General features: G+C 67.0%; 25 protein-coding genes and 1 pseudogene. 14 read left to right on the top strand and 12 right to left on the bottom strand.

Annotation, left to right across the window (positions count from 1 at the left end; all coding sequences use genetic code 11):
- Positions 1 to 56: 56 nt before the first annotated feature.
- Entirely contained in the window at positions 57 to 1,271 is a 1,215-nt protein-coding gene (locus AC1RTC_RS13040; protein WP_493156320.1) for a trans-sulfuration enzyme family protein, read from the bottom strand.
- An 89-nt stretch (positions 1,272 to 1,360) separates the two neighbouring features.
- Here AC1RTC_RS13040 and AC1RTC_RS13035 point away from each other — a divergent pair, with 89 nt between their 5' ends.
- The gene (locus AC1RTC_RS13035) at positions 1,361 to 1,840 is read left to right on the top strand and encodes an Lrp/AsnC family transcriptional regulator (protein ID WP_493156318.1); all 480 of its coding nucleotides are present in this window, start codon (positions 1,361 to 1,363) and stop codon (positions 1,838 to 1,840) included.
- 52 nt (positions 1,841 to 1,892) lie between these two features.
- Here the strand turns inward: AC1RTC_RS13035 and AC1RTC_RS13030 are convergent, their stop codons facing one another.
- From AC1RTC_RS13030 to AC1RTC_RS13020, 3 genes are all read right to left on the bottom strand, one after another.
- Positions 1,893 to 2,192: a Dabb family protein gene (locus AC1RTC_RS13030; protein ID WP_493156317.1), complete on the bottom strand. Its 300-nt coding sequence runs from the start codon at positions 2,190 to 2,192 to the stop codon at positions 1,893 to 1,895.
- Between the two features lie 2 nt (positions 2,193 to 2,194).
- The gene (locus tag AC1RTC_RS13025; RefSeq protein ID WP_493156315.1) at positions 2,195 to 3,472 is read right to left on the bottom strand and encodes a DUF4032 domain-containing protein; all 1,278 of its coding nucleotides are present in this window, start codon (positions 3,470 to 3,472) and stop codon (positions 2,195 to 2,197) included.
- Positions 3,473 to 3,536: 64 nt separating this feature from the next.
- On the bottom strand, positions 3,537 to 4,637 hold the full coding sequence (locus tag AC1RTC_RS13020; protein ID WP_493156313.1) for an ABC transporter ATP-binding protein: 1,101 nt from the start codon (positions 4,635 to 4,637) through the stop codon (positions 3,537 to 3,539).
- 182 nt (positions 4,638 to 4,819) lie between these two features.
- On the opposite strand from AC1RTC_RS13020, the gene AC1RTC_RS13015 reads away from it, so the two are divergent.
- Together AC1RTC_RS13015 and AC1RTC_RS13010 are read left to right on the top strand one after the other, a co-directional pair.
- Positions 4,820 to 5,740 carry a DsbA family protein gene (locus tag AC1RTC_RS13015; RefSeq protein WP_493156311.1) on the top strand — a complete coding sequence of 307 codons (921 nt, stop codon included), beginning with the start codon at positions 4,820 to 4,822 and terminating at the stop codon, positions 5,738 to 5,740.
- A 62-nt stretch (positions 5,741 to 5,802) separates the two neighbouring features.
- Positions 5,803 to 6,393: a flavodoxin family protein gene (locus tag AC1RTC_RS13010; RefSeq protein WP_493156309.1), complete on the top strand. Its 591-nt coding sequence runs from the start codon at positions 5,803 to 5,805 to the stop codon at positions 6,391 to 6,393.
- On the opposite strand, the gene AC1RTC_RS13005 is transcribed toward AC1RTC_RS13010, so the two are convergent.
- On the bottom strand, positions 6,390 to 6,791 hold the full coding sequence (locus tag AC1RTC_RS13005; RefSeq protein WP_493156307.1) for a MarR family winged helix-turn-helix transcriptional regulator: 402 nt from the start codon (positions 6,789 to 6,791) through the stop codon (positions 6,390 to 6,392). The two genes, AC1RTC_RS13010 and AC1RTC_RS13005, sit on opposite strands and share 4 nt — an antisense overlap.
- 72 nt (positions 6,792 to 6,863) lie before the next feature.
- On the opposite strand from AC1RTC_RS13005, the gene AC1RTC_RS13000 reads away from it, so the two are divergent.
- The 6 genes and pseudogenes from AC1RTC_RS13000 (at position 6,864) to AC1RTC_RS12975 (ending at position 11,240) form a co-directional block, all read left to right on the top strand.
- Positions 6,864 to 7,784, top strand: coding sequence for a quinone oxidoreductase family protein (locus tag AC1RTC_RS13000; protein ID WP_493156305.1), 921 nt, complete (start codon positions 6,864 to 6,866; stop codon positions 7,782 to 7,784).
- Between the two features lie 59 nt (positions 7,785 to 7,843).
- Positions 7,844 to 8,167 carry a DUF7882 family protein gene (locus tag AC1RTC_RS12995; RefSeq protein WP_493156303.1) on the top strand — a complete coding sequence of 108 codons (324 nt, stop codon included), beginning with the start codon at positions 7,844 to 7,846 and terminating at the stop codon, positions 8,165 to 8,167.
- A 29-nt stretch (positions 8,168 to 8,196) separates the two neighbouring features.
- Positions 8,197 to 8,553, top strand: a complete 357-nt coding sequence (locus AC1RTC_RS12990; protein WP_493156301.1) for an ArsR/SmtB family transcription factor — start codon at positions 8,197 to 8,199, stop codon at positions 8,551 to 8,553.
- A complete protein-coding gene (locus AC1RTC_RS12985; RefSeq protein ID WP_493156299.1) occupies positions 8,550 to 9,554 on the top strand; it encodes a cation diffusion facilitator family transporter in 1,005 nt (334 codons plus the stop codon). Before AC1RTC_RS12990 ends, AC1RTC_RS12985 begins: the two co-directional genes overlap by 4 nt.
- A 116-nt stretch (positions 9,555 to 9,670) precedes the next feature.
- Positions 9,671 to 10,015: a YciI family protein gene (locus tag AC1RTC_RS12980; RefSeq protein WP_493156297.1), complete on the top strand. Its 345-nt coding sequence runs from the start codon at positions 9,671 to 9,673 to the stop codon at positions 10,013 to 10,015.
- Positions 10,012 to 11,240, top strand: a pseudogene (locus AC1RTC_RS12975) (RNA polymerase sigma factor). The gene AC1RTC_RS12980 and the pseudogene AC1RTC_RS12975 overlap by 4 nt, the downstream one beginning before the upstream one ends.
- Here AC1RTC_RS12975 and AC1RTC_RS12970 read toward each other — a convergent pair.
- Positions 11,237 to 11,887, bottom strand: a complete 651-nt coding sequence (locus AC1RTC_RS12970) for an HAD-IA family hydrolase (RefSeq protein ID WP_493156296.1) — start codon at positions 11,885 to 11,887, stop codon at positions 11,237 to 11,239. The pseudogene AC1RTC_RS12975 and the gene AC1RTC_RS12970 sit on opposite strands and share 4 nt — an antisense overlap.
- Positions 11,888 to 11,914: 27 nt before the next feature.
- Entirely contained in the window at positions 11,915 to 12,286 is a 372-nt protein-coding gene (locus tag AC1RTC_RS12965) for a VOC family protein (protein ID WP_493156294.1), read from the bottom strand.
- Positions 12,287 to 12,341: 55 nt separating this feature from the next.
- Between AC1RTC_RS12965 and AC1RTC_RS12960 the strand changes: the two genes are divergently transcribed.
- On the top strand, positions 12,342 to 12,767 hold the full coding sequence (locus AC1RTC_RS12960) for a MarR family winged helix-turn-helix transcriptional regulator (RefSeq protein WP_493156292.1): 426 nt from the start codon (positions 12,342 to 12,344) through the stop codon (positions 12,765 to 12,767).
- A gap of 53 nt (positions 12,768 to 12,820) precedes the next feature.
- Here the strand turns inward: AC1RTC_RS12960 and AC1RTC_RS12955 are convergent, their stop codons facing one another.
- The 3 genes from AC1RTC_RS12955 to AC1RTC_RS12945 are packed head-to-tail and all read right to left on the bottom strand — an operon-like array spanning position 12,821 to position 15,574.
- Positions 12,821 to 13,222, bottom strand: a complete 402-nt coding sequence (locus tag AC1RTC_RS12955; protein ID WP_493156290.1) for an arsenate reductase ArsC — start codon at positions 13,220 to 13,222, stop codon at positions 12,821 to 12,823.
- A gap of 52 nt (positions 13,223 to 13,274) precedes the next feature.
- Positions 13,275 to 14,225: a metalloregulator ArsR/SmtB family transcription factor gene (locus AC1RTC_RS12950; RefSeq protein WP_493156288.1), complete on the bottom strand. Its 951-nt coding sequence runs from the start codon at positions 14,223 to 14,225 to the stop codon at positions 13,275 to 13,277.
- Positions 14,226 to 14,257: 32 nt separating this feature from the next.
- The gene (locus AC1RTC_RS12945; protein WP_493156287.1) at positions 14,258 to 15,574 is read right to left on the bottom strand and encodes an FAD-dependent oxidoreductase; all 1,317 of its coding nucleotides are present in this window, start codon (positions 15,572 to 15,574) and stop codon (positions 14,258 to 14,260) included.
- Positions 15,575 to 15,661: 87 nt separating this feature from the next.
- Between AC1RTC_RS12945 and AC1RTC_RS12940 the strand changes: the two genes are divergently transcribed.
- Together AC1RTC_RS12940 and AC1RTC_RS12935 are read left to right on the top strand one after the other, a co-directional pair.
- A complete protein-coding gene (locus AC1RTC_RS12940; RefSeq protein WP_493156285.1) occupies positions 15,662 to 16,012 on the top strand; it encodes an ArsR/SmtB family transcription factor in 351 nt (116 codons plus the stop codon).
- A complete protein-coding gene (locus tag AC1RTC_RS12935; RefSeq protein WP_493156283.1) occupies positions 16,009 to 16,683 on the top strand; it encodes an aquaporin in 675 nt (224 codons plus the stop codon). The genes AC1RTC_RS12940 and AC1RTC_RS12935 overlap by 4 nt, the downstream gene beginning before the upstream one ends.
- A gap of 26 nt (positions 16,684 to 16,709) precedes the next feature.
- Here AC1RTC_RS12935 and AC1RTC_RS12930 read toward each other — a convergent pair whose 3' ends face one another.
- Positions 16,710 to 17,522: a CPBP family intramembrane glutamic endopeptidase gene (locus AC1RTC_RS12930; RefSeq protein WP_493156281.1), complete on the bottom strand. Its 813-nt coding sequence runs from the start codon at positions 17,520 to 17,522 to the stop codon at positions 16,710 to 16,712.
- A gap of 473 nt (positions 17,523 to 17,995) precedes the next feature.
- On the opposite strand from AC1RTC_RS12930, the gene AC1RTC_RS12925 reads away from it, so the two are divergent.
- Positions 17,996 to 20,158, top strand: a complete 2,163-nt coding sequence (locus AC1RTC_RS12925) for a hypothetical protein (protein WP_493156279.1) — start codon at positions 17,996 to 17,998, stop codon at positions 20,156 to 20,158.
- A 23-nt stretch (positions 20,159 to 20,181) separates the two neighbouring features.
- Here AC1RTC_RS12925 and AC1RTC_RS12920 read toward each other — a convergent pair whose 3' ends face one another.
- A complete protein-coding gene (locus AC1RTC_RS12920; RefSeq protein ID WP_493156277.1) occupies positions 20,182 to 20,475 on the bottom strand; it encodes a WYL domain-containing protein in 294 nt (97 codons plus the stop codon).
- A 533-nt stretch (positions 20,476 to 21,008) separates the two neighbouring features.
- Between AC1RTC_RS12920 and AC1RTC_RS12915 the strand changes: the two genes are divergently transcribed.
- Entirely contained in the window at positions 21,009 to 22,640 is a 1,632-nt protein-coding gene (locus AC1RTC_RS12915) for a DUF5677 domain-containing protein (RefSeq protein ID WP_493156275.1), read from the top strand.
- Positions 22,641 to 22,700: the final 60 nt, after the last annotated feature.

Raw genomic sequence — 22,700 nt, 5'->3', positions numbered from 1 at the left:
GGAGCGCGCGGCCGGGCGCGGGCGGGAGCGCGGGAGCGCGGGCGGCGCGAGGGCGGCTAGGCCCGGGCGGCCTGCGGCTGCGCGAGCAGCGCGGCGTCGAGGGCCGTGAACAGGTCCGCGGCGAGGTCGTCGACGTGCTCGAGCCCCACCGAGACGCGCACGATCCCCGCGCCGGGCCTGGCCTCGGGCGCGACCGGGCGGTGCGTGAGCGAGGCCGGGTGCTGCACGAGGGAGTCGATGCCGCCGAGCGACACGGCGTGGGTGATGAGGCGGCAGCCCTCCGTGAAGCGAACGGCGGCGTCGTACGACCCGAGGTCGATCGCGATGAGCGAGCCCGCGCCGTCGGCCTGGGTGCCGATGAGTCCGGCCGGGTCCTGGCCGGGCAGCCCCGGGTAGAGCACGCGAACGGCGGCGGGATGCACGAGCAGCCGCTCGGCGAGCATCCCCGCGGTCTCCTGCTGGGCCCGAACGCGCACGGGCAGCGTGCGCAGGCCGCGCTGCAGCAGGTACGCGGCGAGCGGATGCAGCAGCGCGCCCGTGAGCGCGCGGACCTGCCGTAGCCGGGCCACCCAGTCCCGGTTCGTCGCGACGACGCCGCCCATGACGTCGCCGTGGCCGCCGAGGTACTTCGTCGCGCTGTGCAGCACGAGCGTCGCGCCGAGTTCGAGGGGCCGCTGCAGCACCGGGGTCGCGAAGGTGTTGTCGACGAGCACCGGGACGCCGCCAGCATCCGCCACCACCCGTCGGATGTCGGTGAGCTCGAGCGTGGGGTTCGCGGGTGTCTCGAGGATAACGAGGCCGGTGTCGGCACGGATCGCGCCCGCGACGCCGTCCGCCGTGACCCAGGTGACGGAGGTGCCCAGCAGCCCGGTCTCGAGCACGTGGTCGGTGCCGCCGTACAGGGGGCGCAGCGCGACGATGTGCGGCTTGCCCGCGGTGACGGTGGCGAGCAGGCATGCGGCCAGAGCTGCCATCCCGCTCGCGAACGCCACAGCCCCGTCGGCGCTCTCGAGGCCCGCGAGGCCGTCCTCGAACCGGGCGACCCCCGGCTGCCACAACCGCTGGTACACCGCGGAGTGCTCGGGCTGCAGGTCGCCCCCGCCCGCGAGCGCCTCGTAGGCGTCGCCGCCGTGCTCGACGTCGGGGAGCGGGTAGGTCGTGGAGAAGTCGATGGGCGGAGCGTGGTGCCCGCTCTCGCGGAGGCCCTCCATTCCGGCGTGGACTGCTCTGGTTTCGAGGTGGGCCTCGGGGTGGGCATCGTCGCGCATCATGTCCCGATGGCAGCAGAAGCTGCGACAATCAGCAAGGAACACTGAAGAATCTGCGATCTAGCCGGGATTCATCGAAGAAAGGTGCTGTCATGGTGGAACCCAAGCGCTCCCTGGACGAGACCGACAGGTCCATCCTGTGTGCGCTCTCGCGCAACGCCCGCTCGTCCGGCACGGCGCTCGCCGCGGCTGCGGGCATCGCGGAGTCGACTGTCGCCCTCCGGCTGCGCCGCCTGCACGATGACGGCTACCTCCGCGGCTATCACGCGGATATCGACCTGGCCGCGCTCGGTGTCACCGTGCAGGCGCTCATCTCGATCAAGCTCACCAAGCACGTGCGCGCCGAGGTCGACGCCTTCCGGCAGGCCGCCCCGACCTGGCCCGGCGTGCTCGCGCTCTTCCACATGGCGGGCGCCGACGACTACCTGCTGCACGTCGCGGCCCCCAGCGCCTCGGCCCTACGGGACTTCGTGCTCGCCTACCTTGCGGGCCATCCCGCCGTCGCGCACACGGAGACGAACCTCATCTTCGAGCACGTCGAGGGCCGCGGGCTGGAGCAGCTGCTGAGCTAGCCGGAAGGTTTCGATACGGGCGCCGGGGCGCCCTACTCAACCCGCCGAGCGGCTACAGCTCGTAGTCGACGGTCGCGCGGTCGTTCGTGACCGAGCGGATGAACGCGCCGGCCTCCTGGTGCGCGGGGTGCGCCTGGTACGCCTCGAGGGCCTCGTTGTCGTCGTGCTCCGACACGAGCACGACGTCCCAGTGGCCCTCGACGAGCCCCAGGTCAGGCTTGAGCACGATCGACTGCAGGCCGGGCACCACGCCGACGAGGGCGCTGAGGCGCTCGCTCATCCCGGAGATGTCGGCGGCGCGCTCGGCGTCGGATGCTGCACTGAGCTGGAACATGACGAGGTGACGGATCATGCTCAGACTTTACTGCGCCAGTCGTCCTCGTCGACGACGGGGACGGGCAGCGTGAACGTGCCCGTCGGCGGGTCGATGATGGTCGCCTCGTCGCGGCGGTGGCGCAGGACAGTGTCGACGTAGCTCGAGACGGCTTCGGCGAGCGGGATGTCACGGCCCTCGTTCTGCGACATGTACCAGCGGTGGTCGAGCAGCTGGTGGAAGATCTCGGCGGGCTCGAGCTTGCCCTTGAGGTCTTTGGGGATCGCGCGGATCACGGGCTCGAAGACGCGCGCAGCCCACTCGTGCGCCACGACCTCCTCGTCGAGATCCTGCTTCTCGAACGCCGCGCGGTACGAGTCGAGGTCGTTGAGCAGGCGGCGCGCCTGGTTCTCGCCCGCGTCGAGGCCGGTGAGGCGGAGGAGGCGCCGCGAGTGGTGCCCGGCATCCACGACCTTCGGCTGGATGCGCACGGTCGTGCCGGTCTCGTCCGTCTTGATCGCGAGCTCCTCGATGTCGAAGCCCAGGTCGTTGAGCCGCTCGACGCGCTGGTTGATGCGCCAGCGCTCCGACTGGTCGAACTCCTCGGAGCCCGTGAGCTCCTTCCAGAGCGTGCGGTACTGCGCGACGATGCCGTTGCTGATCTCGACGGGGTCGATGTCCTCGGCGAGGCGGCCGCCGGCCTGCAGGTCGAGCAGCTCGCCGGCGATGTTGATGCGGGCGATCTCGAGGTCGTTCTCGCGCTGCCCGTTGCTCAGCCCGTCGTAGAGCTGGCCGGTCTCTGCGTCCACGAGGTACGCGGCGAAGGCGCCGGCGTCGCGGCGGAACAGGGTGTTCGAGAGAGAGACGTCGCCCCAGAAGAAGCCGATGATGTGCAGCCGGACGAGGAGGACGGCGAGGGCATCCACGAGCCTCGTCGCCGTCTCGGGCCGGAGGCTCTGCGAGTAGATGGCGCGGTAGGGCAGCGAGAAGCGCAGGTGGCGCGTGACGAGCACCGACTCGAGCGGCTCCCCGGAGGCCGAGGTGCGGTTCGTGATCACGGCGACCGGCTCGACGCACGGGATGTCGAGGCGCTGCAGCGTGCGCAGCATGTCGTACTCCTTGCGGGCGAGCTCGGCGGAGGTCTCCTTGATGGCGACGACGTAGCCGCTCAGGTTGACGAACCGCACGATGTGCCGCGAGATGCCCTTGGGCAGGGCCGCGATCGTGTCCTCCGGCCAGGTCTCCAGCGGGATGCTCCACGGGAGGTCGAGGAGGGCCGGGTCGACTGTCGCCGCCGTGATGTTGAGGGAACCGCTCATGGTGTGTCCTTAAGTGGGTCGGGCCTGCCGAGAGAAACCCGGCAGGCCCGACTGAACTGGCTACTTAGCCCGCGACAACTGCCTTCTTGCTGAGGCGGAGGCCGGACTCGGTGTCGAACACGTGGATGTGGTTCGGCTCCGGGGTGATGACCACCTTGTCGCCGGCGTTCGGGTGCGAACGGCCGTCGACGCGCACGACGATGTCGGTGCGGTTGCCGTCGACCTCGGTGTGGCCGTAGAGGTAGCCGTCAGCGCCGAGCTCCTCGACGACATCGACGGTGACCGGGAGGCCCTCGCCGGTCTTGGAGACCTTGACGTCCTCGGGGCGGATGCCGATCGTGACCTTCTTGGCCTTGGTCTCGCCGAGGGTCTCGCGGTCGACCTTCGCCACTGCGGTGCCGAACTTGAGGCCGCCGTCAACGATGTCGGCGTCGAACAGGTTCATCGCGGGGCTGCCGATGAAGCCGGCGACGAACACGTTCTGCGGGGCCTCGTACAGGTCGCGCGGGGTGCCGACCTGCTGGAGCACGCCGTCCTTGAGCACGGCGATGCGGTCACCCATGGTGAGCGCCTCGGTCTGGTCGTGCGTGACGTAGACGGTGGTGACACCGAGGCGGCGCTGCAGCGACGCGATCTGGGTACGGGTCTGAACGCGCAGCTTGGCGTCGAGGTTCGACAGCGGCTCGTCCATGAGGAAGACCTGGGGCTGGCGGACGATCGCGCGGCCCATGGCAACGCGCTGGCGCTGGCCACCGGAGAGCGCCTTCGGCTTGCGGCTGAGGTAGGGCTCGAGGTCGAGCAGCTTGGCGGCCTCGAGAACGCGGCTGGCGCGCTCGTCCTTGTTGACGCCGGCGATCTTGAGCGCGAAGCCCATGTTCTCGGCAACCGTCATGTGGGGGTAGAGGGCGTAGTTCTGGAAGACCATCGCGATGTCGCGGTCCTTCGGCGGGACGTCAGTGACGTCGCGGTCGCCGATGAGGATGCGGCCCGAGTTGACCTCTTCGAGGCCGGCGAGCATGCGGAGGGTGGTGGACTTTCCGCAACCGGACGGGCCGACCAGGACGAGGAACTCGCCGTCGGCGACCTCGAGGTCGATGCCATCGACAGCGGGCCGGGTAGAACCCGGGTACAGACGGGTTGCCTTGTCGAAAGTTACTGATGCCATGACTATTAATGCTCCTTCACCGGCAGGTACGTGCCGGACGATCCGTAGTGAATGGATGTGGCGGTCGAAGACCACCACCGTCGATTATGTCAGGGTTGGGCAATTCACAGCCAGCGCTCCTAGAATTCCACAGGCGCTTCGTAGCAATGACGCCCCCGAACCGAACAGTGAATGAGGCCCGAGTGAGCAACGTCAGCCCCGCCGGCGGCCGTCTCTCGAAGAACGAGAGGCGCGAAGCAGCGCGCGAGAAGGCGCGCATCCTCCGCGAAGAGCAGAGGAAGAAGGACCGCCGGAGCCGCTTCATCCTGCAGGGCAGCATCATCCTGGCGCTGCTCGCGATCGTGGCGATCGTGGCCGTGGTCCTCGTCAACTCCGTCGGCCCCTCCGGCCCCGGCCCCAAGAACATGGCGAGCGACGGCATCCAGCTGACCCAGGGCGCCATCGCCACCCCGACCAAGGCGCTGACGGCAGGCGAAGACCCCATCCCGAACGTGCGCGACGAGGCCGCGGGAACGCTCGACATCCAGATGTACGTCGACTACCTGTGCCCGATCTGCGGCGACTTCGAGAAGACGAACGGCGAGTACATCACGAGCCTGCTCGACAACGGCAAGACCACCGTCGAGATCCACCCGATCGCGATCCTCGACCGCCTCTCGCAGGGCAGCAAGTACTCCACGCGCGCGGCCAACGCCGCGGCCTGCGTGGCGAACTACTCGCCCAACCAGTTCTACGACTTCCACAACCTGCTCTTCGCGAACCAGCCCGCGGAGAACACCACGGGCCTGTCCGACGAGCAGCTGATCGACCTCACTACCCAGGCGGCGGTCGAGAGCCCTGACAAGGTCGCCACCTGCATCAAGGACGTGCAGTTCAAGAAGTGGGTGGCGGATGCCCAGGCTCGTGCCCTCAACGGCCCGATCCCCAACTCCAACGTCGACAAGGTCAAGGGCACGCCGACGGTCATCGTCAACGGACTGAAGTACGAGGGCTCGGTGAGCGACCTCGCGTCGTTCCAGGCGTTCGTCATCCAGGCCGCCGGTTCCGACTTCAACCAGAACTCGACGCCCACGCCGACCCCCACCCCGACTCCCGCCGGTTAGCCGCGCTAGCGCCCCGAGTCAAGGGCGCGCGGGCCCGCGGTACTCGACCTAGCGTCGAGAGTATGACACTCACCGCACTGGCCCTCGTCTGCACCCTCAAACCGAGCCCGGAGCGCTCGAGCACCGAGCTCCTCGCGAGCCAGGTCCTCGACGCCCTCGGGGAGCAGGGCGTCACGGGGAGCTCCGTGCGGGTCGTCGACCACGACGTCCGCCCCGGGGTGGACAAGGACATGGGCGACGGGGACGCGTGGCCGGGCATCCGGAAGCAGATCCTGGACGCCGACATCCTGGTGCTCGCGACGCCCACCTGGATGGGCCACGCCGCCAGCGTCGCGCACCGCGTGCTCGAGCGGCTGGACGCGGAGATCTCGGAGGGCACGCTGACCGGCAAGGTCGCGGTCGTCGCGGTCGTCGGCAACGAGGACGGCGCGCACGCGATCTCGGCGGAGGTGTTCCAGGCGCTGAACGACGTCGGCTTCACCATTCCCGCGCAGGGCGTGACGTACTGGAACGGCGAGGCGATGGGGAAGGTCGACTACCAGGACCTCCCCGAGGCTCCCGAGCAGACCGCGGGAACCACGAAGGCCGTCGCCGCCAACGCAGTCCACCTCGCCGGGCTCCTCGCGGAGAACGGCTACCCCGAAGGGGACTAGGCGGTAGCGGACCGCGCGATCTCCACGACTCGCCTCCGGTCGGCCGGCTCCAGCCGGTCGAGCAGGGCCTCGACGCCCGCGCCGATCGTCGACGTGAGCTCGTCGGCGAGCTCGCGGCCCGCCTCGGTGAGCTCGACGGTCGTCACGCGCGCGTCCGACGGCGACGCGCGCCGCGCCACGTAGCCGCGGCGCTCGGCCCGGTCGACGAGGCCGGACACGGAGGAGCGGTCGAGTTGGAGGTGGTCGGCGATCGCCGCCATCGTGGGCGTGCGATCGCGAAGGACGCCCAGCAGCCGCAACTGCGTGAGGGAGAGGTCGTGCTCCGCCGCGGAGCGGGAGAGTGTGTCGAGCACGGCGAAGCTCGCCTGCACGACCGCGTCGACCTCGGAGCTGCTCACGCTGACAGCCTACTTGAAGTAGTTGGCGGCACGAACTATTATTAGTTGGTGTTACAAACTATTGGAGGCGTCATGCGTGCAGCAGTGGTGAGCGAGTACGGCCGGCCGCCGCGCTACGCGGAGTGGGCGGAGCCCGTAGCGCGGGCCGAGCACGAGCGGGTCGTGGAGGTGCTGGCCGCGGGGCTGCACCCGCGCGTGCGCTCGCAGGCGGGCGGCTCGCACTACACGTCCACCGACGAGCTCCCCCTGGTGCCCGGGATCGACGGTGTCGGCCGCGCGGCCGACGGGTCGCTGCTGTACTTCGTGCTGCCGGACGTCGCCCTCGGGTCGATGGCCGAGCGGACCGTCGTGGACGTGCGCCGCAGCATCCCGCTGCTCGCCGACACCGACGTGGCGCGGGTCGCCGCCGCGATGAACCCGGCCATGTCGTCGTGGGTGGCGCTCACCAAGCGCGTGGCCTTCGAGCCGGGGCAGTCGGTGCTCGTTATCGGAGCCACGGGATCGGCGGGGCGGCTCGCGATCCAGGTCGCGCGGCACCTCGGAGCGGGGGAGGTGGTTGCCGCCGGCCGGGGCCGCGCGAGGCTCGAGGCGCTCGGCGCCGATCGCGCCGTTGATCTCGAGACCGGCGACATCTCGCTGGCCGGCAACGTCGATGTCGTGCTCGACTACCTCTGGGGCCCGCCGGCCGAAGCGGCGATCATGCCGCTGCTGCGGGGTCGGGACGACCGCAGTCGGGTGCTCTCGTGGGTGCAGATCGGCGCGGTCGCGGGGCCGACCGTGGCGCTGCCCTCCGAGGCGCTGCGGCAGGCGAACATCCATTTCCTGGGGAGCGGGCAGGGCTCGGTCTCGGCGGCCGGGATAGTCGAGGCCCTTCCGTCGCTCGTCGAGCAGGTCGGATCCCTCTCGATCGATGTCGTCTCGGAGCCGCTCGCCGAAGTCGAAGCCGTGTGGGCGCCGCGCAAGGGCGGCGAGCGGGTCGTGCTCGTGCCGTGAGGGCCTAGGCTGACCGCACGACCTCTTTCCCCAGACCCTGGAAAGAAGAGAGGCCCCCTGTGGGCAGTCTGCTCTACGGCAACCCCGGCACCGAGATTGCGTTCGACGACCGGGCCCTCGCCCACCTCCAGATCGTGATCACCGCGAAACTGCGTCGGCGCGAGAGCTTCGTCTTCTCCTGGTCGAACACCCTCCGCGAGGGCAGCGGACGGGGCGCCGTCTGGCTCGACCCGAGCAGCACGCTGTACTTCCACTATGCCGGGAGCCGGCAGCCGTCGATCAACCGCACGTGGCTGGACATCCTGGCGAAGTCGTCGAACACGGCGGCGGGGCTGTTCTTCACCGACGAGCCGGACGAGGTCGACGAACCGACGGAGACCTAGTCCCGCGGTATTAATGTAAGAATCTGCGTATGGATGCAGATAAGCAGGTTTGCGGCCGCGACCCCGACAGCCAGTACGTCGAGCTCGCCGTGGAGGTCTTCGCGATGCTCGCGGATGCGACGCGAATCCGGCTGATCCTCGCGCTGCGCGACGGCGAGCTGTCGGTGAACCACCTCGCCGACATCGTGGGGAAGTCGCCCGCCGCCGTGTCGCAGCACCTTGCGAAGCTCCGGCTCGCGCGCTTCGTCACCACCCGGCAGGACGGCACGCGGGTGTTCTACGGCCTCGCCAACGAGCACGCGAAGCAGCTCGTCTCGGACGCCATCTTCCAGGCCGAGCACTCCCTCGGCGGAACCCCTCGGCACCACCACGGCGAGGGCGAGTGAGCGGGCATGAGCACGGCCACGCTCACGATGACCACGAGCACACGCACGACCACGGCCACGCGCATCCGACCGGCCTGAAGGGATTCCTCTACGGCCTGTTCGTGCCGCACAGCCACGACGCTGCCGACTCGATCGACGATGCTCTCGAGGCCAGCAGCGAGGGTGTCCGCGCGCTGAAGATCAGCCTTGTCGTTCTCCTCGCCACGACGGTCCTGCAGCTCGTCGTCGTGCTGATCAGCGGGTCCGTGGCCCTGTTCGCCGACACGATCCACAATTTCTCGGATGCCCTCACCGCAGTTCCGCTGTGGATCGCCTTCGCCCTCGGGCGCCGGGCGGCGACGAAGCGGTACACCTACGGCTTCGGCCGCGCGGAGGATCTGGCCGGCCTGTTCATCATCCTCGTCGTGGCGGTCTCCGCCGTGGTCGCCGCCTATCAGTCGATCGAGAGGTTCTTCCACCCGCAGCCCCTCCACAACCTCTGGTGGGTGCTCGCCGCCGGCGTGATCGGATTCGCGGGCAATGAGATCGTCGCGGTCTACCGCATCCGGGTGGGCCAGCGGATCGGGTCGGCTGCGCTCGTCGCCGACGGCGTGCACGCGCGGATCGACGGATTCACCTCGCTCGCGGTCGTCGTCGGTGCGGTCGGCGTGCTCCTCGGGTTCCCGCTCGCGGACCCGATCGTCGGCCTCGTGATCTCGGTCGCGATCATGATCCTGCTCGCGGGCACGGTCCGCAGCATCGGCCGCCGCCTCATGGACGGGATCGAGCCCGAGCTCGTGCACCGCGCCGAGCACGCCCTCCTCGACACCCCCGGCGTCGTCGGCGTGGATGCCCTCCGGCTGCGCTGGGTCGGCCACCGGCTCGCGGGCTCGGCCACCCTCCTCGTCGCATCCGTCTCCCTGGAGGAGGCCGAGGCGGTGGTGCACGAGGCCGAGCACCGGCTCGGGCACGCGCTGCCGAACCTGGACGACCTGGTGATCAGGGCGTCGTCCGCGAGGTGACCGGGCCGGGGGCGGGAACTTTTTCCGCCGGCCCTGTCGGATCGGGGCAGAGTGGTTCGTAGTAGTGGTGAGAGGCCGCCCAGCAGGGGCGCCCCGACCGCAGGGAGACGACCGACATGCAGTACCTGATTTCCGTGATCGACACCGGCCAGGCCGCCGCCGCCGGCAGTGACTACACCGCCACCCCCGAGGAGGAGGTGGGCGTCGACAACTTCAACACCCGACTGCAGGAGGAGGGGTACTGGGTCTTCGCCGGCGGTCTCGGACTGCCCTCCGCCGCCACCGTGGTCGACAGCCGCGGCGGCAGCCCCGTCGTCACCGACGGCCCGTTCGTCGAGACGAAGGAGTTCCTCGCCGGCTTCTGGATCATCGAGGCCGACGACTTCGACGTCGTGCTGAGGCTCGCCGCCGACGCGTCCGTGGCGTGCAACCGCAAGATCGAGGTGCGGCCGTTCCAGTGACCGCCGCCGACGCGATCGCCCGGGCCCACCGCGACGAGTGGGCCCGGGTTGTCGCCTCCCTCGCCAAGCGCTTCGGCGACCTCGACCTCGCCGAGGAGAGCGCCGCCGAGGCCTTCGCGACGGCCGTCGAGCGCTGGCCGGCCGACGGCGTGCCGCCCAACCCCGGCGCCTGGCTCACCACGACGGCGAACCGGAAGGCCATCGACAGGATCCGCCGCGAGAGCAGGCGCGACGACAAGCACAGGGAGGCGCTGGTGCTCCACGACGACGAGCCGCACGAGCCCCTCGGCGCGATCGACGACGACCGGCTCCGGCTGATCTTCACCTGCTGCCACTCGGCGCTCGCCATGGAGTCGCGGGTCGCGCTCACGCTGCGGCTGGTCGGCGGCCTCACGATGCACGAGATCGCGCGGGCCTTCCTCGTGCAGGAGAGCACGATGGGGCAGCGGATCACCCGGGCCAAGGCGAAGATCGCGGCGACGGGCATCCCGTTCCGAGTGCCGGCCGCCGAAGACCTCCCGGCCCGCATCTCGGGCGTGCTCGCCGTGCTGTACCTCGTGTTCAACGAGGGCTACTTGGCGACGGGTCCCGACACCGACCCCGTTCGCGACGACCTGACCGCCGAGGCGATCCGGCTCGCGCGCCTGATCCGCGAGCTTCTTCCGGACGATGGCGAGGTCACCGGGATGCTCGCGCTCATGCTGCTCACCGAGGCCCGCCGCCCGGCGCGCGTGTCCGCCAGCGGCGAGCTCGTCACCCTCGACGAGCAGGACCGCGGGGCGTGGGACTCCGCTCTCATCGCCGAGGGCCACGGCCTCGTGCGCGAACGACTGGCGGCGGGGAGGCGCCCGGCCGCTACCAGGTGCTCGCGGCCATCAACGCTGTGCACACGTCGGCGCGCGACATCCGGGACACCGACTGGTCTCAGATCGTCGCGCTCTACGACCAGCTCGCGCGCCTCGACCCCTCGCCGGTGGTCTCGCTCAACCGGGCGATCGCGGTCGCCGAGGTCGACGGGCCGGAGGTGGCGCTGGCGACTGTCGAGCGACTCGGGGACGTGCTCGCCGACTACCACGCGCTCCACGCGGCGCGCGCCGACCTGCTCCGGCGGCTCGGGCGCAGCGCCGAGGCACGGGCGGCCTACGACCGGGCGATCGAGCTCGCGGGCAACGCCGCAGAGTCCGCCTACCTCGCGAGGCGGCGAGACCAGCTGGGCGGCCGCTAGAGGCTGAGCACCACGCGGTCGCCGTCGACGGCGACCGTCACGTCGCCGTAGTGCGGCACGCGCGGCAGCCCGCGGGTGGAGTCGCTCTCGAGCCCGCCCACGACGACCACGGTCGCGCCCGCCGCGAGGCCCGCGCGCACTCCGGCGTCCGCGTCCTCGAAGACGACGGTGTCGCGGGCGTCCACGCCGAGCCGCTCGGCGGCGAGAAGGTAGCAGTCGGGGCGCGGCTTGCCCCGGTCGACGTCCTCGGCCGTGACGACCACTGCCGGGAGGGGGAGCCCCGCGGCCTCCATGCGGGCGACCGCGAGCATCCGCGACGCGGAGGTCACGAGCGCGACCGAGGCTGGCGGCAGGGCGGCGAGCAGCGCTCGGGAGCCGTCGAGCGCGACGACGCCGTCGCTATCGGCGAGCTCCCACTCGGAGAGCTCGGCGACCACGCCGGCGACGTCGGTGCCGGCCGGGGCGTAGCGCGCGACGGTCTCCGCCATCCGCACCCCGTGCGAGGTCGCCAGGACGTCGTCGACGGCCAGGCCGAACTGCTCGGCGAACCGGGTCCACACCCTCGTGACGGCGTCCGTCGACTCGAGCAGCGTGCCGTCCATGTCGAAGAGGACTGCGCGGGCGGAGAGAGTGGTGAGGTCGGACACCGTTCCCACAGTAGGACACAGTCCCCGTCAGCCGCGCGTGCCTCGGTCGTGCACGGTCACCAGGTAGCCGTCGAGGTCCTGGAAGACGAACGTCGTGCCGAACGGCCCGTCGAACGGCTCTTGGACGATCACCGCGCCGGCAGCCGCAACAGTCGCGTGCAGCGCGACAGCCTCGGGGTCGTGCAGCCAGAGGGCGACGCCGAGCCCCGCGGGCCCGGCGTCGAGGTCCACGCCCGGCGCGGGGTCGCGGACGGCGAACGTCGGCACGGTGTCGAACACGACGGCGTGCGGCGGCGAGAACGGCGCGCGCGGGATGCCGACGACGTTCTCGTAGAACGACGCGGCCTTCTCGAGGTCGCGAACCTGCAGGGCGATGAAGTCGGGACCGGTGACGGCCATGGTGAGTCTCCTTATGTCAGTTTCCTTACATATAAGAGTATGTCAGGATACTGACATGGTCAATACGCCGACGCCCATCGGGTACTCCCTCAAGCACGCGCAGTCGCTCCTGCACCTCCGCATGGAGGAGGCGCTCAGGCCGCTCGGGCTCACTGTCTCCCAGTACTCGTGCCTGCACCGCCTGCGCCGCGAGCCCGGCATCTCGGCCGCGGCCCTCGCGCGGGCGACCTTCGTGACCCGCCAGTCGATGAACGCGATGCTCCAGCAGCTGATCGATCGCGGACTGGTGGCGCGGCCAGCCCAGGCGGAGCGGGGCCGGGCCCTGCCCTCGGCCCTCACGCCCGAGGGCATCGCCGTGCTCGCCGCCGCCGAGACGGTCGTCGACACGGTCGAGCACCGGATGCTCGCGCCGCTCTCCGCGGAAGAAACCGCAGCGCTGGCGCACGGGCTCGCCGCCTGCATCACGTCGCTGGAGGACTGAGCCGACCGCCGACCCTCAGCCGTAGAGGGGGTAAGTACCGGGCTTGCCCGAGCTCAGCCGAGGATCTCGGCGAGCAGGGCTTGGACGCGCGCCTTGATGTCATCGCGGATCGGCCGCACCTCGTCGATGCCCTTGCCCTTGGGGTCGGCGAGCTCCCAGTCCTCGTAGCGCTTGCCGGGGAAGATCGGGCACACGTCGCCGCACCCCATCGTGATGACGACGTCCGAGTCACGGACCTGCTCGGTAGTCATCAACTGGGGCACGCCCTGGGAGATGTCGATGCCCTCCTCGGCCATGGCCTGGATGGCGATCGGGTTGATCTCGCTGCCGGGCTCCGAGCCGCCCGAGCGGACCTCGACGGCCCCGCCCGACAGGGCCCTCATGTAGCCGGCGGCCATCTGGGAGCGGCCGGCGTTGTGGATGCAGACGAACAGGACTACGGGCTTCTCGGTCATGGCAAAAGCATAGACGTTTATCTATGCATTGCGACAGCGGGATGCGCGGACATCACGCAGCGTTCATGATCTGCATGTCCGCCAGCAGTGCTCGCACGCGGGCATCGATGTCGTCGCGGACGGCGCGCACCCCGTCCATCGAGAGGTCGGCAGGGTCGGGCAGGTCCCAGTCGAGGTAGCGCCGTCCGGGGTAGATCGGGCAGGCGTCGCCGCAGCCCATCGTGATCACGTAGTCCGCGGCTCTGACGACCTCGTCGGTGAGGGGCTTCGGGTACTCGCCGCCGATCGGGATGCCGATCTCGTCGAGCGCCGCGATGATCTTCGGATTGATCGAGCCGGCGGGCTGCGAGCCGGCCGTGAGCACCCGCACACGGTCGCCGGCGAGGGAGCGCAGGATCGCCGAGGCGAGCTGGGAGCGACCGGCGTTCTGCACGCAGACGAAGAGCACGTCGGGCACGTCGTCGTGGGTGCGGCCGTCGGCCTGGGCCAGGGCGCGGAGGCGGTCGGCGGCGAACCGTGCGGTGAGCGACGGGAGGTAGCGGGTGATGCGCGCCCGGTCGGCCAGCAGCCGGTAACTCTCGCGAACGTACTCCGAGACGGTCTCGGGGGAGAACACTCCGGCGAACCGGACCGCGAGGTCGGTGGCGATGCGATCGAGCACCGGGGGAGCGATCACGGAGCTGACCGGGTCGGAGTGCACGGAGTCGAAGACCTCGTTCACCCGGGACGGCACGACCGAGTACCACGCCGTGCGTCCCTCCTGGGCCCGCTCGAGCAGCCCCTCGTCGGTCATGATCCGCAGGTGGTGGCTCACTGTGGGCTGGGTCAGCCCCAGCTCGTCGGCGAGTTCCGTAACGGGGCGCCGGCCGCCATCGGCCTCGACGATGAGACTGAGGATCTGGATGCGGGTCGGGTCGGCCATCGCCCGGAGGGTGCGGGCGATCTGCTCCGCCTCGGTGCGGCCGAGCATCCCGGGTCGTGGGTTGTCGTCCGTCGGAAGCATAGACGTGAGTCTATGTGAACCCGCTCCCCGGGTTAGGAGCAGCAGGACGACGCGGCCGCACCTGTCGAGCACACGCCGGTCGCGGGCAGCACCAGCTCGACGTTCGTCGCGGCCCCGAGGTCGCCAGCAAGGTAGGCGGCGATGGAGCGCACCTGCTCGTAGCCCGTGGCGAGCAGGAAGGTGGGCGCGCGCCCGTAGCTCTTCATCCCGGCGATGAAGAAGTTCGGTTCGGGATGCTCGAGCTCCGCGAATCCGTGCGGCTCGACGGTGCCGCAGCTGTGCAGGTTCGGGTCGATGAGCGGCGCCAGCCTCACGGGGGCCTCGACGATGTCGTCCAGGGCCAGCCGGATCTCGCGCAGCATGCCGAGGTCGGGGCGGAAGCCGGTGGCGTTGACGATCAGGTCGGTGGTGAGGTGCTCGATGCTGCCGTTGCGCATCCCGGCGATGTCGGCCCGGTCGCCGGACACGGACAGTTCGACGATCTCGAATCCCTCGACGACGGTGATGACACCGAAGTCGACCAGCTTCTGCACCTTGGACCCGAGGGATGCGCGCCCGGCCAGCTCGTCGTCATCCGACGTGAATACCCGCACTGCAGACCTGTTGCGGATCACCCACGTGACGGTGGTGTCAGGGGAGGTCTGGATGAGCGTGGAGAGGTTGATGAGGGTGTTGGCGGCGGAGTGGCCGGCGCCGACCACGGTGATGTGCTTGCCGGCGAACCGGGCGCGGTCGGCGCCGAGGACATCGGGAAGGGCGCCGGTGACGCGGTCGGCGGCCTCCTCGATGCCCAGCGGGTCGAGACCGTTCGAGCCCAGACTGTTGGCGCTCCGGTAGGTGCCGGAGGCATCGATCACGGCGCGGGCGATGACCTCGATCACCGTGCCGGTGGCGTCGGTGAGGCGGAGGGCGAAGGGTGTGGCGCCGCGACCGGTGGAGCGGGTCCGGTCCATGCCCTGACGGGTCACCGCCGACACGGTGGCGCCGGTGCGGATGCGGGAGGCGATCGAGTCGAGGGCGGCGAGCGGGATCAGGTACTTCTCGACCAGTTCCGTGCCGGTGGGGGCCTTGTCTCCGTAGCGGGGCTCGGTCCATCCGTCCGCCTCGAGTAGGCGCCGAGCGGCCGGGTCGATCAGATGCATCCACGGGGAGAACAGGCGGATGTGCCCCCACGAGCGCATGCTGCTGGCAACCGACTCGCCCGCTTCGTAGACAACGAAGTCGACGCCGCGCTCGACCAGGTTCGCGGCGGCAGCCAGTCCGATGGGACCGGCCCCGATGATTGCCACGGGTAGGCCATCGAGACGCGAGTCGCGGATGGCCGGCGCGGCCAGGTCGATGAGGGTCATGGTCTCTCCTTCGCGTATCGACGCCTGTCGATGGACTGAGTATGAACGTCTATATCGATGAATGTCAATGTTCGCTATGGTTGGCGCATGAGCACGATGACCCTGCTGCCCGTGATCGACGCGGCCGCCTGCTGCGCCCCGCTGACTCGCGACGCGATAACGCAGTCACAGGCTGACGATCTGGCGAAGTCCCTCAAGGCCATCGCCGACCCGGCCCGACTCCGGCTCATCTCGATCATCGCGGCGTCGGAGGGTCAAGAGGCGTGCGTGTGCGACCTGACCGAGCCCCTGGACATCGGCCAGCCCACCGTCTCCCACCACCTCAAGGTGCTCACCCACGCCGGGTTCGTCACCCGTTCCAAGCGCGGCACCTGGGCGTACTACAAGCTCGTGCCCGGGGCGCTGGACTCGCTCGCCCGACTGCTCGTCACCGCGTGAGCACCGTCCGGCGTGCCAGCGCCGAACTGCTCGGCAGTGCCCTGCTGGCCGCCCTAGTCGTCGGCTCGGGCATCGCGGCCCAGCGCCTCTCACCCTCAGACACAGGGCTCCAGCTGCTCGAGAACGCGTTCGCCACCGCGCTGGGCCTTCCGGTGCTCATCCTGATCTTCGGGCCGCTCAGTGGTGCGCACTTCAATCCCGTGGTCTCGCTGGTCGACTCTGCGAGCGGGCTGCGCCCCTGGCGCGACACCGCGGTGTACATCCCCGCCCAGGTCGTCGGATGCATCCTCGGCGCGATGCTGGCCAACCTCATGTTCGGCGGCCCCGCCGTCAGCATCAGCACCACCGGCCGCCTCACCCCGGGCCACTTCCTTGCCGAGATTGTCGCCACTGCCGGGCTCATCCTCGTCATCTTCGTCCTCGCCCGCACAGGCCGGTCCAGCCTCACTCCCGCCGCGGTCGGCGCGTACATCGGCGCCGCCTACTTCTTCACCAGCTCGGCGAGCTTCGCCAACCCCGCCATCACCATCGGCCGGATCTTCAGCGACACCTTCGCCGGCATCGCCCCCGGCTCCGCCCCGGGGTTCATCGCGGCCCAGCTGGTCGGCGCGGCCGTGGGATTCCTCCTCGTTCGCTGGTTCTACCCGGCGCGGCCGATCTCGGATGGTTGACTGACCCGCCGGTCGGAACCGTGCTCCTAGGTCAGGACGGGGCTCTTGGGCTGGACCCGCCCACGGATGAAGAAGAGCGCGATGAGGCCGAACAGAATGACGGGGAAATTGCCGAGGCTTGCGATGGCGGTGAGCGGCCCAGCGGCCGGATAGGTCGTCTGGATGAAGATGCTCGGGTCGGTCATCGCGTGAAGGAGGATCGGCCAGATCAGGTTGCCCGTTACCCGGAGTGCGAGGTACATGCAGATTCCGAAGCCGAAGGTGTACACGAGCTGGATGGCGGTGGCGAACGGAGACTGTCCGGTCAGAAGATTGCCCGAATGAAGCGCAGCGAAGACCGCGGCTGACACCACGGCGACGGCGATTTCGGGATGCCCGGCCTTGCGCATGAGGTTGACCACGATGCCGCGGGTGAGGAACTCCTCCGCGAAACCGATGAACAGCCCTGTGAAGAGCCATGCGGCCACGAAGGTGAATCCCGCCGCGCCGTAGTCGACCGTCGCGAGCCTGGCCACGTTGAAGAGGATCACGATGACGACCGCGATCCACATCCAGCGACCGCCGCGGATCGGCTGGCGGGCGAACAGCTCTTTCAGCCATCCGATGGACAGGGCGAAGGCCGTCAGAACGGCCGCGCCGATCGCGATGGGCAAGGCGTACGCGAACACGATGGTCTGAGCGTCATTCGGTCCCCGGAAGAGCGGCACGAGGATGGGCGCGATCGCCAACGGAAGGAACTGATACACGACGTAGTACACCGCGGCGACGATGACGGCCTTCCACCATCCGCCACGGTTCCAGAAGGCCCTCCAGGGGGACGCTGTCTCGTGTTCAGGCATGCTCGGCTCCTCGTCTCCCAGAGGCTCTCCGTGAGCCGCTGCCTAGACTCTACCGATCGGTCTACCCGAGTTGCAGCCACTGTGTCACCGTCAAAGCCCTGCAGAGGATGCTAGGCCACAGCTCCGCCAGGGAGACCCTCGACACCGGGCCTCGATACGCGCCCCAGAGGGCGCTACTCGACCGGCAGAACACAGAGCCCCCTGTCGGATTCGAACCGACGACCCCCGCTTTACAAGAACGAAACGGGGCCTTCTGATGACTAACGGGAGAGCACAACTTCCGCATATTTACGAGGATTACGACTCATTGTGATCAGATGAGTCTGACCACGGTTGCCCACAATTGTGGGCAAAAAGGCGTACCGGAGGGTGCATCTCGGTTGCGTCAGAACCCGCCCCACCTGTTGCCCTGATCCGAGAGCAACTAGTTCGCTAACGTATTGGGACCAAGACCTGAGCAGGAGCGGACCGCGATGAAGAAACTCAAGCTCAATCTAGAGAACTGCTACGGCATCCGTCACCTCGCGGCGACGATCGACTTCAAGGGGAAGCGGTCGGTTGCTATCTACGCGCCGAACGGGGTCATGAAGACATCATTCGCGCGCACATTCCTAGATATCTCGCAGGATTTTGAAACGACGGACCACATGTTCCCCGACCGAGCGACCGTCCGAGAGGTGACAGACGAGACCGGAGCCGAGATATCTGGACAGGATGTCGTCGTCGTCCCGTCCTACGACGAGGACTTCGGTCCAACCGAGTCAACGTCGACCCTCCTAATCGACCCTGCTTTGCGCACCGAGTACGAAACTCTCCAGGCGACCATCGAGGCGGCAAAGACGCAATTGATTTCGGCCCTCCGCCTTCAAGCCGGCACGAAGCGAGACGTCGGCGTGGAGGTATCGAGCGCTTTCACGAAGGACGTCGACAGCTTCTTCACGGCTATAACTCGTGTGGCGGAGGAGGTTGACGCACTGGAGACTCCAATGTTCGCCAATGTTCCTTACGACATCGTGTTCGACGACAAAGTCCTAACGATGTTTCAGGCGCCGGGGTTCAAGGACGCCCTCGCTGAGTACGTAACCCAGTTCAACAAGCTGTTGGAGGAGTCTGCCTATTTCGGTAAGGACGCATTCAATTTTTGGCACGCGGCGAATGTCGCCAAGAGCCTTGCCGATAACGGCTTCTTCAAAGCTAGCCACTCCATACACCTCAACGGCGGAATCGCGGTAGAGATCGAAGATGAAAAGGAACTGGCGCAACTCATCGCGGATGAAAAAGCCAAGATTCAGGCCGACGCCGAGCTGACCAAGAAGTTTGAAGCAATCGAGAAACTGCTAAACAAAAATGAACAGTGTCGAAAGTTCTTGGAGTATGTCTCGGAGCGCGTAGAACTCTTGCCGGAGATGTCCAACATCGAAGCATTTCGCGAAAAGGTGTGGATCTCCTATTTTGCCGAGAACAAGGAGCTATTTGACATCGCTGTCGCAGCGTTTCGGGGCGCGCGGACTCGCAAACGTGAGATCGAGACCGAGGCAACAGCCCAACAGACGCGCTGGGAGAAAGTAATCGAGACCTTCAACGAAAGGTTCTTCGTCCCTTTCCGGCTTGTCGCCAAGAATCGTGAGCGTGTGATGTTGGGGCAGGAGCCCGTGCTGCGTTTAGGGTTCGAGTTCGGAGATGGGATAGACACGGCGTCGGTCGATCGTGCAGCGCTGCTTGACGTGCTGAGCACCGGGGAAAAGAAGGCGCTTTATATCCTCAATATTTTGTTCGAGGTGGAGACGCGACGCAGTTCGGGCCAGAGCACCCTCTTCGTCGTGGACGATTTGGCGGATTCGTTCGACTACAAGAACAAGTACGCCATCATTCAATACCTGAAAGACATATCAGCCGAGGAGGATTTCAAGCTTGTGATCCTCACTCACAACTTCGACTTTTACCGCACCTTGGAGAGCCGATTCGTCGGGTATTCCAACTGCCTAATGGCTCAGCGCGCGACGGACGGCATCACGCTCGTTCAGGCGGAAGGAATCAAGAACCCGTTCATCAACGACTGGAAGGCGAAGTTCTTCGAGTCCCCCATCAAGCGTTATGCCTCCATTCCATTCATTCGCAACATCCTGGAGTACACAAAGGGTCCTACGGATGCCGACTATGACGTGCTGACGTCGCTACTTCATTGGAAGGGCGGTTCATCCGCAATCCTCCAGCACGACCTAGACGTGATCTTCTCTTCGACTTTTGGGCTGGCCGGGGACTGGCCGACTGCCGATGAGTCAGTAGTGGACGCGATACTCCGTGAGGCGGACGAGTGCCTTACGGCGGACGCGGGGATAAATTTCGAGAACAAGATCGTTCTATCTATCGCAACTCGATTGCTGGCCGAACAGTTCATGCTGAGAACGCTTGCGGACGAGGTAGAGGCAACAGGTATTGAGGCCAATCAGACTGCCCGACTGCTGGCTGACTATATGAAGTCAGACAAGGCGAATGCCGATGCGGCGAAAGTACTCGAGGGCGTCGTTCTGATGACTCCCGAAAACATTCACGTTAATTCATTCATGTACGAGCCGATACTCGACATGTCTGACGAACACCTGAGGCGTCTCTACGCCGAGGTGAAAGCGCTCTGATCCCTTCGGCGGAGAAGTGGTCTCTAGAGCTGTGCCTCAATCGGCGAGATGTGCTTGTCGTTTTGCGCATACCCTGGCGGGTCGGCCGTGAAGCCCTCGTCGAGCACTCTGGCCGACTCCATCTTCGCGACGAGGAATAGATCCCAGAGCGGGACCGACCTCGAACTGCTGCTACCGCGAATCTGGTAACCGCGGAGCACCGCATTGCCGGTCGACACGTGGACGCCGTAAGCCGCCGGAATGACGACTCTTGGGTGCCCGTCGTACACAAATTCCACCAGGAGTCGGTTTTCAATTGCGCTCGAAAGATCAGCCATGTGCAGAACTCCGTTCACTGAGAGACGCTCGGGTTAAGGAGAGCCTACTCTCGAGCGGGCGAATATGCGCGTACCTATGAAGGAGCTCCAGTCTGCACAAAACCGCCATCTCGGCCCGAGCTGTTCGCGACCGGACACAGGCTGACCCTGCACGCTGAATCAATCGCGAGGAGTGCTGCCGCGGTAGCAGTCGGTTGCTCGCGGCCGACGGTTCGGGGTGTTCGTTTACCTATTCACCCAGCGCGAATAGGTAAACGAATGGGCGGCCAGGGTACTCGTTTGGGTACTCACCCATCGCGAGTACCCAAACGAACACTTTTGGGTCGTCTTGCCACGTCCTACCGCCCCTCCCTGGCAGAGCCAGCATCCCAACCTCCCGCACTCCACAAGTTCCGGGCGGGAGGTTGGGATGTAAAGGAGGGGCGGTAGGACAGGGCAAGGGTTTGGGATTGGAGACGGTATCCGGTTCTCTGGGTGGCTCAGTGAATGGATCGCTCGGCTGCGGGGTCGTCGGCAGGGTCTAATGTCAGGCCGTGGAGCTCCCCGAACCAAATCAGCTGAATGGGCCGCTCGCGGACCATGTGCGTAAGGGTCGTGTTTACCGAACTCAGCTATCCGGGGTTCTGACAATCGGCGACTGGGCGAAGGATGACCTACCGGACCTACTCTGGCCAGTTCTGGTCTTAGAAGACATAGGAAATGCTGGAGCCCGCAACTTCGTGGATTGGCAGAAACAGGTCCAACACGACCTTCGCGGCCGCGCAAAGAAGTCCTTTTTGGCTGACTGCCTTACTGGTCGGCTCACGGGACTTGACACGCTCGTCGCGGAGATTCCCGATGCCGAGGGCATTGTGATCGAACGGGCTGTGGAACAGGGGCTCTTGAGTCGCAAGGTTCAGAATGCGCTTTCAAGCTACTTCTATCGCCCAGCGGAGTGGCTCTCTCCGAAACGTCCGCGGCCTCCGCGCCAGAAGGACATCGACTTTCTCGCGTCCGCCGTACTGGGCGTGTTGAAGGACGGCCATCGGGAGGCGCTAATCAAGTGCCTGCCTATATGGAGTTCCGTTCAAGCGGGGACATTCTCGACCTCTCAGCCAACCATTGAGCTGCTCGCCCCATACCCGGGCGATAGAGCAACAAGATCAGCTGCGGACTCGGTGGTGCGGGCGATGTGGGGAGCTCATCGGGCACTACTGATCTCAGAGAACGCAGACGCTTTCAAGTCAGCGCAAACCTGGGCTCGCGTGTTTTGGGGTAGCCATTCCCTCACGACGCGTTGCTTGCGGAGTCGGGACATCGAGAACAAGAAAAAGGACGGCAAAGTGACTGCTCAGCCAGACGATGGACACTCGCGGGCCCCCTCAATCGACCCCGTGGATATGCCAGAAGAAGGGGCGCATCTTCATCAACTCGCACTCGATCTGCTGGCAAGCTACGCGCAGGCGCTAGAGAATGCACCAGCTCAGTTGCACGAACCGGAACGACAAGAGGTAAACGCGGGACTTGTTTTTCGGGCAGGGCGTGACGTGGCCGCTATTCTCGCCGTTCCGGACCTGTGGACGTCTGAGCACGCATCTCATATCACTCGGATGCTTGTTGAAGTTCGCGTCTACCTCCAATGGATGGCGCAGCAGGATCTATCGATCTACAAAAGATTTCAGGACTACGGCGCTGGGAAGGCGAAGCTCTACGCGAGAATCCTTGAAGAGACCCCGACGGATTTCCGCACCGCAGGGTTTGATGAGGCTGCCGAGCAACTTCGCAAACTGAGCCACAACGACGGCGTTCTGGATTACAGGGACGTCGATACAAGCGACTCGTTCTCAGGCAAATCGATACGGACGATGGCGGAAGAGTCTGGCCTGATGGACCTCTATCGTCGGGCCTACTACATGTCCAGCGGTGTCGCTCACTCGGAGTGGTGGTCGGTCGAGTTGCATGCGATGGAGCGATGCCGAAACGTATTGCATCGTGGTCACCTCATTCCCAGCCTTTCACTGAGCCAGGGCGCGAGCGTGCAACTTGCAGACGCCTGGATTCAGCAACTGAATTCCCTTATCCGCTTGAGTTTGCAGATCCTCGAAACTGACGAGAGAGCCGTCAAGGAGGCTTTCGGTTGGTTGGATGATCCCGCCGACGCGGCTGACGAGGAGCCGTCGGGCTAGAGCGCGAGTCGTTGTCGTTAGGTCGCGCTAGGTTCGGGGAATGAACGAGGGCAGGTCGTT

It is taken from the genome of Rhodoglobus sp. GW821-FHT12B09, from assembly GCF_058809925.1.
Note: the sequence above shows the minus strand (reverse complement) of the source record. Positions and strands in the feature narration are given on the sequence as shown.